The sequence below is a fragment of the Thiolapillus sp. genome (assembly GCF_048562965.1).
GTDB classification, from domain to species: Bacteria; Pseudomonadota; Gammaproteobacteria; order Chromatiales; family Chromatiaceae; genus Thiolapillus; species Thiolapillus brandeum_A.
Genome location: NZ_JBHNMF010000179.1, coordinates 1 through 6226 on the forward strand (window position 1 = coordinate 1; position 6226 = coordinate 6226).

The 6226-nt window shown below is 56.7% G+C and carries 6 protein-coding genes and 1 other RNA gene; 2 read left to right on the forward strand and 5 right to left on the reverse strand.

Translation table 11 applies throughout. The annotated features are described in order from the left end of the window. Nucleotides 1-491: 491 nt before the first annotated feature. Nucleotides 492-858, reverse strand: a transfer-messenger RNA (tmRNA) gene (ssrA, locus tag ACOCD2_RS10505). Between the two features lie 180 nt (nt 859-1038). Between ssrA and ACOCD2_RS10510 the strand changes: the two genes are divergently transcribed. Next, on the forward strand, nt 1039-1521 hold the full coding sequence (locus ACOCD2_RS10510) for a hypothetical protein (protein WP_293645632.1): 483 nt from the start codon (nt 1039-1041) through the stop codon (nt 1519-1521). Here the strand turns inward: ACOCD2_RS10510 and ACOCD2_RS10515 are convergent. Genes ACOCD2_RS10515 through ACOCD2_RS10525 form a run of 3 tightly spaced genes read right to left on the reverse strand, consistent with a single transcriptional unit; the run spans nt 1493 to nt 4949 of the window. Beyond that, entirely contained in the window at nt 1493-2395 is a 903-nt protein-coding gene (locus ACOCD2_RS10515) for a DMT family transporter (protein ID WP_293645630.1), read from the reverse strand. The two genes, ACOCD2_RS10510 and ACOCD2_RS10515, sit on opposite strands and share 29 nt — an antisense overlap. Then, the gene (locus ACOCD2_RS10520) at nt 2395-4332 is read right to left on the reverse strand and encodes a M48 family metallopeptidase (protein WP_293645628.1); all 1938 of its coding nucleotides are present in this window, start codon (nt 4330-4332) and stop codon (nt 2395-2397) included. The genes ACOCD2_RS10515 and ACOCD2_RS10520 overlap by 1 nt, the downstream gene beginning before the upstream one ends. An 11-nt stretch (nt 4333-4343) precedes the next feature. Next, the gene (locus ACOCD2_RS10525) at nt 4344-4949 is read right to left on the reverse strand and encodes a LemA family protein (RefSeq protein ID WP_293645626.1); all 606 of its coding nucleotides are present in this window, start codon (nt 4947-4949) and stop codon (nt 4344-4346) included. Nucleotides 4950-5216: 267 nt separating this feature from the next. Here ACOCD2_RS10525 and ACOCD2_RS10530 point away from each other — a divergent pair, with 267 nt between their 5' ends. Further along, nucleotides 5217-5906, forward strand: coding sequence for a DsbA family oxidoreductase (locus ACOCD2_RS10530; RefSeq protein WP_293645624.1), 690 nt, complete (start codon nt 5217-5219; stop codon nt 5904-5906). Here ACOCD2_RS10530 and ACOCD2_RS10535 read toward each other — a convergent pair. Beyond that, nucleotides 5889-6226: D-alanyl-D-alanine carboxypeptidase (locus ACOCD2_RS10535; RefSeq protein ID WP_419625695.1), on the reverse strand; the 338-nt coding region annotated here is incomplete at its 5' end. The genes ACOCD2_RS10530 and ACOCD2_RS10535 overlap by 18 nt on opposite strands.

The window sequence follows — 6226 nt, forward strand, 5'->3', positions numbered from 1 at the left end:
CCTCCACCATGTGCTGCAGCACATCGGCAATGCCAGGACGGTTGAGGACATTGAAGCCCTGCTACCCTGGAACACGCCTGTCAAAAAAATGCAATAGGGCTGATTGTTTGGCGCTTACGCCGGGCCAGCGTGGCCCAGCGTGTCACGGCGGAATGAAGCACAGAACGCCGAATCGATTCCAGGTGCGCCGCCTTCCGCGAAATCAGCAACATGAGAACGAAAAGCAGCAGATTGCGCGAACTAGGCAGGGTGATTCCGTTCGAATGACGAAAAGGTCTCCAGGAGGAGAAAGGATTGCGTTTCTGTGTCGTGCTGGGCCAGGTCGCTGGCTACCGCTGGCGACCCGGCTTCAAGACGTGTGACGGATTCGTGACGTTTTGTTGGTGTTTTTTGACCCAAAACGACACTTTTTGATTTTTGCAAGAAACGCGACAAGACCGCCAGAAAGCCCGCTGTTGCGGGTCTTTCGGGGTCATTCGGTGTCGTTTGATTGGTGGAGGCGGCGGGAATCGAACCCGCGTCCGCGAATCCTCCGCCTTTGGCTCTACATGCTTAGTCCGGTCTATTAAAATTTAGCCGTTTACCACCCGACGGACAGGGCGGTATAACGACGAGTCCGGTAAGAGTTTAGCGAATCCACCCCGGACGAGCTTCATCGCGATTCTGTGAGAATCGACGCTTCGGTTCCGGACGCACAGACACGGCTCCGGTGAAGCGGCACCCTACCGTTTCTTAGGCGGCGAGTGCGTAGTTGTCGTCGTTGGCAACTATCAGTTTGCAGATGGATTAACGAGGGAATCTACATCCTCGACATGCACCTCAGGTTTTGCTATCCGCGTCGAAAGCCATGTCGCCCCCGAAACTGCGCAGCTGTTTCAGCCTGCTGTTTTGCAGGAATGACAGTGTAGTGTGCTGTCGCCTGCTGTGCAAGGAAGTTGGGTGCAATAGTGGAAATATCAAGGCCATGTATGCGATTTATCACTGCAAACCGCTGATATTGTTACTAGAATGACATTTTTTGGAACAGGATCGTGGCCAATGGATATTTCTGACAGCGAAAAAAAGGCGGCTCGGTGGGCGCATGACCTGTTCGTGCTGAACATTTTCTTTTTCCACCTGTTGCTGACGCCTGCGACCATCATGCTGGGTATCGGCTTGAAAGGCCTGCTGATTCCCCTTGTGCTTTCACTGGCTGTCATCACCTACATCTATTTTCGTGGTCAGCGTGAATCCCGCTGGTTTGTTGCCGCACACTGGCGGCTGGCCTTCAAACGCTGCAAGCTGCTGCTGATCGGCTATGCCATTACCGCTGTTATTCTGCTGCTGGCGGAATTGCTGACCAGTGGCATGAAGGATGCTCACATGGCCAATATTCTTGTAACAGTCATCACGAGGATCGCCATCATGCCCACACTGATATCGGTCATGGTTACCGTCGTGATGGAGGCTTCTGCTACCTCCCTTGTCGGCAAGGGCGAGGTGCCCGAGAAGATCATGAAGGAATTTCCTCCTCATTCGTGAATTCACGCTGCTGTTGCAGCAGCACACCCGCGACGATGAGCAGCAGTCCCAGATAGCTGGAAGCCAGTATTTCTTCGCCGACCAGGTAGTGAATCAGCACCAGGGAGAGGAAAGGCGACAGGTAGATCAGGTTGGCTATACGAACTGTTCTGCGCGTCAGCTGCAGTGCTTTCAGCCATAGCAGGAAGGTCAGGCCCATTTCGAACATGCCCACATACATGGCGCCCGCCAGGCCTTTCTGATCCGGCAGGGAAAAACCTTCTGTCAGCCATAGCGTCAGGGTGACGAAGGGCAGGGCAAAGACGAAATTGCAAAACAGACCAATAACCGGGTCCACACGGCTCCAGGTCTGCCATATCCAGTACGTGGCCCAGATCAGCGTACTGGCCAAAGCCAGGAACACCCCGAAACCGTTGCTGAAATGCAGACTCAGTGGATCACCCCGGGTGGCGATGATGATCACGCCTGCATAGCTCAGGGCAATGGCCGCAAGCTGTTTGCGGCGCAATTTGTGGCCAAGAATGGGTACGGCAAGCAGAGACAGGGTGATGGCCCAGCTGTAGTTCAGGGGTTGTGCTTCCTGGGCAGGCAGCAGTTCATAAGCCTTGAACAGCACCAGGTAGTAGAGCCAGGGTGTCAGCAGACCGGGCAGTCCGAGGTGCAGCAGTGACGCCGGCGGCATCCTCAGCATTTCCTTCAGTTTGCCCTGCAATAACAGTACCAGCCCTAGGATGCAGACGGAGGTCAGGCAGGCCCAGAACAGCAGTTGCACGGGCGACAGGTAGCGCAGGGATATCTTGAAGGCCGAAGCGACCGTGGACCACAGCAATACCGCGGTGAGCCCCAGGAAAAGCGCCCGGCGCTCGTTGTACATCAGTCCAGTTCAGGCAATGGCGGCAGCGGGCAGTCCAGCAACGAGGAAAATGCCCGCAACAGCTCGAGCTCGGTAGCGGTGATTTCTCCATCTGCGGTCACGCTGGCGGCGCAGGCTTTGAGCAACTGTGGTTTCAGCAGGGGCTTGAGCTGGTTGAGCTTGTGCAGGGCCTTGTCCAGTTCTTTCAGGTCGAGGTCGTCCTTCTTCAGCAGCCTCAGGCCTTCCATGTCCAGCACACGCATGGCTGCTTCGAAGGGATGATTGGCTTCACTCTCTGTTTCATGGGTGTTGTGTACCAGATAACTGAGCATGATGCTGATTTCCGGAGACAAACGCGAGATATGCCTGTAGCGCCCGATGCGGGAGATCCTGTGCTCGAAATGAGCTTCCAGATTGTGCAGGATGATTTTCTGCAGGGACCACTCGAACGGCGTGATCTGACCGTCCATATCGATGAGCGCCTGCAGGTTGTCCCTGAACAGATGATACTGTCCGGTGGACAACTGACGCAGCGCGGGCATGGCGAGATCGACAAGCACGAGGTGCAGTTTGGGTGCCAGCTGTTTTACCGTGGCCATGTACTTCTCGGTGAGTATGGCAACGCCCTTGTCGGCCTTGTCCTGCAGATGCCATATCTGTTTTTCCAGCACACCGCGCTCATCGTCCAGCAGCAGCGCATAGATGAGCGCCCGGGCGCCATAGGGTTCAGCTGCCGCTTCGTGCAATTCACCGGGCAGGTATTCCAGCAGACGCTGTGCTTCTTCCATGTTTGCTGCATCGGGTGCGCCCGCCTTGCCGATGTTGTCCAGCACGCTGCTCAGAATGACACCACCGAGCGCCATGTCTTTGGGTGATATACGGGGTTCTTCGCGCTTGTCTTCCTCTCGCTGAACCTCGTCACGGGAAGCCTGCTGAGGAACAATGAACTTGCCGTCCCAGTTTGGCTGTATCTTGCGGATACGCTTGTCCAGGGGCGGGTGTGTGGCAAACAGGGAACTGAACAGATGCGGCACGCCTTCCTCGAAATAGGCATGGCTCAGCTCTTCAGCGTCCGGATGGACGATCAGCGCCCCCTGGGAGTCACCACCGATCTTTTTCAATGCGCCGGAAATGCCGTCGGGATCACGGGTGAACTGTACCGCAGAGGCATCGGCCAGATATTCGCGCTGGCGGCTGACCGAGGCCTTGATCAGGTTGCCGAAGAAGACGCCCACGTAGCCCATGATCAGCAGACCCAGTCCCAGCACGACCAGGGGGACACCGTTGTTTTCCTTGCTGCTGCGCCCGCCGAGGGCGCCCCAACGGAAAATCAGGCGGCCGATCAGGGCGACCATGAGAATGCCGAACAGGATGCCGATAAGGCGGATGTTCAGGCGCATGTCGCCGTTGATGATATGGCTGAATTCATGGGCGATGACGCCCTGCAGCTCGCTGCGGTTGAGCTTTTCGAGCGTGCCCTGGGTGACGGCCACCACGGCATCGCCGGTGGTGTAGCCGGCGGCGAAGGCGTTGATGCCGGGTTCGTGCTCCATGACGTACACCTGGGGAACGGGCGTTCCCGAGGCAATAGAGATTTCTTCCACCACATTCAGCAGGCGGCGTTCCAGTGGGTTTTTGGGATTGCCGGACACCAGACGTCCGCCCATCATTTCCGCCACGGTCTTGCCGCCGCCCCGCAAACTGAGCGTGCGGATAGCGCTGCCCAGAAAGATCACCACGGTGACGCCCAAGCCGATGCCTGTGAAGCGCGCCCAGTTGAACTGCTCCCAGAAGGTCATGGGCGTGTGATTCTGCACATAGTAGTCGGTGGAGTATTCTGCAAACAACATGATGAACAAATTGGTCAGAATGACAATCGACAGAATGGCCAGAACAAAAAGGAAGACGAGCCAGCGCGTTTTGCGCCGGGCGTCATCCTGGGCGGAAAAGAAATCCATAGGGTTTCAGCTCAGAAGGAGACCTTGGGAGCTGCCTGCATCTCGGCGCTGTCTTCGAATTCCAGCAGGCTGGCATCGGTAGGATGGCCGAACATGGCGGCGAAAACCACGGGTGGAAAAGACTGCCTGTAGGTGTTGTATTGCATGACAGAATCATTGAAGGACTGACGTGCAAAGGCGATCTTGTTTTCCGTACTGGTCAGTTCTTCGCTGAACTGCATCATGTTCTGGTTGGCTTTCAGGTCGGGGTAGGCCTCCATGACCATGTTGAAACGGCTCATGGCGCCGGCGAGAGCCTGTTCGCTGCCCGCCAGGGCGCCCATGGCTTCGGCGTTGCCGGGATCGGCAGCGGCCTTGCTCAGGGCATTTGCCGCGGCATTCCGTGCATTGATAACGGCTTCGAGAGTTTCCCGCTCGTGCTTCATGTAGGCCTTGGCTGTTTCCATCAGATTGGGAATCAGGTCATAGCGACGCTTGAGCTGAACCTCGATCTGGGCAAAGGCGTTCTTGTAGCGGTTCTTGAGTGTGACCAGTTTGTTGTAGATGCCGATCACATACATGATCAGTCCCAGGATGACCACCAGGATAACGATAGTGACGATAGCGCCGGTTCCCATAATTCTCCTCCATTCATTTGAGAGATGTGCTGACGGTGCCAATCTTAGCATGTAGACTCTGAAAATTACTCCAAAAAGGGCGGAAATCAGGACCATGTCATCTATGAAGGTAAGTCACTGAAAACGGTACCAGTGGCAGTCCGAGAAAATGTCTGCGGCACGGAAGTCGCAGCCAAGTCTACATGAATGTATTTACGGCGTTTTTCACGGACTGCTGCCGGTGGCGTCATAGTTGGATGACGGGACTCTGGGGCGGAAATGAGCACTATGCAGGACAGAATCGAGATCGACTATTACACCGACATGCTGTGTGTCTGGGCCTATTTTGCTCAGATCAAGCTGGATGAGCTCAAACAGGAATTCGGTGACAGGATCCGGATCAGGCATCATTTCATCACCCTTTTCGGCAACAACGAAATCCGCATCGCCCAGGGCTATGCCGATGGCGGTTATGCCGGCTACTCCGCCCATGTGCGCGGGCTGCAGCAGCACTTTCCCCACGTGGATATTCATCCGCAGATCTGGACCCGCAACATCCCGGCGTCTTCCATGCCCGTACATCTCACCCTCAAGGCGGTGCAGCTGCTCGAAAAACGTGGCGGGTTGCCCCGGCCGGCGGGTGCACCGCGTACCCTGTTCGAAGAACTGGTGTGGCAGCTGCGCCTGGCCTTTTTCAGCAAACTGCAGAATATTGCCGACGAATCCGTACTGCACGGCCATCTGGAAGCGCTGGGCATTCCTGTGGACGAAGTGGAGGCAGAAATCAGCAACGGCAATGCCCACGCTGCCCTGTCCCTGGACATGGATGATCACCGCAACCGCATGATAGAAGGCAGCCCCACCTGGATCATGAACGAAGGACGCCAGCGGCTCTACGGCAATGTGGGCTACCGCGCCATTGCGGCCAACATCCAGGAGCTGCTGGAACGGGAAGTGGACCTACCGGACTGGTGCTGATGGTTTCCTGATCCGCGCCAGCAGCTCGCGGGCGACGCGCAGACGCAGGCCGTAGGCTGCCGGCTGGTTGATGAAAAGGGCAAAAGGACGGCTCTCCAGGTAACCCGCATAACTGCTGATGCCCTTCAGGGTGCCTGTCTTGGCCTGGATCCCGGTTTCCGGCGATGGCAGCAACCCGCGATAGGGCCGGAAGGCTTCCAGCAGCGTCACCATCTGCCGGGCGCTGATACGGTTCCGCCGCGACAGGCCCGATCCTTCCACCATTGTGAAACCCTGCCAGTGAAAGCGCGAGGCAATGCGCTGTTGTGCATACCGACGGG